Below are 1,805 nucleotides of genomic sequence, written 5' to 3'. Positions count from 1 at the left end.
TGACGGCGCTTACTGCTGAATTCACTGTCGGCGAAGGTGAGCTGATGACTCATGATGAACCCTTTTTCATGGCTCCATATGACAAACATGATCTCATATCAGGGACTTGTTCGCACCTTCCCTAAGCAATTGGCTTGCTTACATATAATTGAGTTCAAACAGCGTCGTACTGTCTTGGAAAAACAGCTGACTGCTGGTGAGTCCCAAATTGAATTCCAGATCACTGTTGACGATATCCGAGACAATAAAGCGCTCGCCGGATACCTTGTGATATTGGCCGTTGTTGAAAATGCCCAGCTCATCGCTCATGGCACCGCGCACGGACATGGAAATAAAAGGCAGTGATGCCTCCGTCGCCCCTTCAACCTGACAGCCGCTGATTTTCAGCGTGCCCGGCTGCTGAGCCTGCAGCGGAATGCTGCGCAGCACCTCCAGCGTACAGCCCGATTCGGCCAGTCCATCCGTGAGTTCATTGGCGTGGACTGATCCCGCCATCATCACCAGCTGCAGCACCATGGCTGCCATCATTGAAGTTTTCATGATCAAGGTTCGATGTGAGGAGACAGAATGTGTGAGGTTGTGGTGGTTCGCACCACCACAACCCCAGGGCGGGAGCATACTTCGTTTGTTTTTCGTCCATCAGGCGTACGACGTTAAAAATCTCGGAGAAAAATGATTTTTTCTGCTGAGTTATGAAATATAGCGCGCCATTTTTGAGTAAAAAACATTCAAAATCAAAGTATGCTCCCGCCCTGACCACAACCCTGATCACACGTTAAGGCACTCTATTACTCGTAGGAGAGAGTAAAGTTGGTCACTGCAGTGAAAGCGCCGGCTTTCAGCGGGTTGGCGATCTGATCGTCATAACCTTTCAGCACGGCGCTGAACGGCAGTTCGTTATCACCATTAGCCAGGGTAAAGGCTGAAGTCGGAGTACCCAGTACGATAGCGGCACCACCCGGGGCGGTCATCTTGATACCGGCACCAGCGGCGTCACCACCACCGATAACCAGCAGGCTGGAATCTACCGGGTCTTTGGCACCGCTGAAGGTTACCTTGACGGCATCTTCCTTGTCGGAGATTTCACAGTTCAGCAGCTTGATGCTGAACGGCTTGGAGTTGGACTCGCCACCGTTGGCCAGCTCTTTGGTGCTGATCTGACCCATTTCAACTACCTGGTCAACAGACTCAGGAGCAACGGAGCAAGGAGCGTTGATGATTTCACCGTTGAAGGTGACTTTACCTGAACCGGTGTTGCCAGCAGCAAAAGCGGTGCCGCACAGCAGCATGGAACCAACACCCATAGCAACCAGAATTTTGTTAGCTTTCATTCGTTTATACCTACATTAACGTGTGTTGTACTGCATCACTCCAATCATGCTGGAGTCACGATCTTCAGTGATGCCGCGATATACTGCACAGCAACTGCTGGTGCCCAACCTCTCATTAAGCCGGTGAGGGGTCATGCCAATAATCAGCTGTGCCTGTTAAGGTCTATTTAAATAAGCAAAAGCAGCACACCGCATCAGGGGCAGTTCCCGCTACACCTCAACCGCACAACTACATACATCCTTGTCGTCTGTGCAGAAAGCCGTGTTCCGCTTTTGCTTGATGGACAAATTAACGACTCATATGATGAACATCAAGTACATTTTGATTTTTATAAATTCAGTTATAAACACCTATAAAACAATAACTTATACCAATCGGATTAAACATTAGGTCAGCTTTATCCAATCTCGGCTACAAAGTGACATCACCCGCTCCACATCGGCAATAAAGTGCTTCCAGGCCGATGTGCAGGC

Annotated in this window: 2 protein-coding genes; both read right to left on the bottom strand. The window is 49.5% G+C overall.

The genetic code is table 11. The features are described from left to right. Window positions 1-138 precede the first annotated feature (138 nt). Window positions 139-528 (bottom strand): hypothetical protein, encoded by a 390-nt coding sequence (locus PG896_RS20865; RefSeq protein WP_201957584.1) that lies wholly within the window; start codon window positions 526-528, stop codon window positions 139-141. Between the two features lie 260 nt (window positions 529-788). Beyond that, window positions 789-1,331 (bottom strand): fimbrial protein, encoded by a 543-nt coding sequence (locus tag PG896_RS20860; protein WP_270836185.1) that lies wholly within the window; start codon window positions 1,329-1,331, stop codon window positions 789-791. Window positions 1,332-1,805: the final 474 nt, after the last annotated feature.

Origin of the sequence: Aeromonas sp. QDB30 (assembly GCF_027707645.1) — a bacterium.
Classification (GTDB): Bacteria; Pseudomonadota; Gammaproteobacteria; order Enterobacterales; family Aeromonadaceae; genus Aeromonas; species Aeromonas caviae.
The sequence above is the reverse complement of the archived record's forward strand: the minus strand, read 5'-3'. Positions and strand labels throughout refer to the sequence as shown.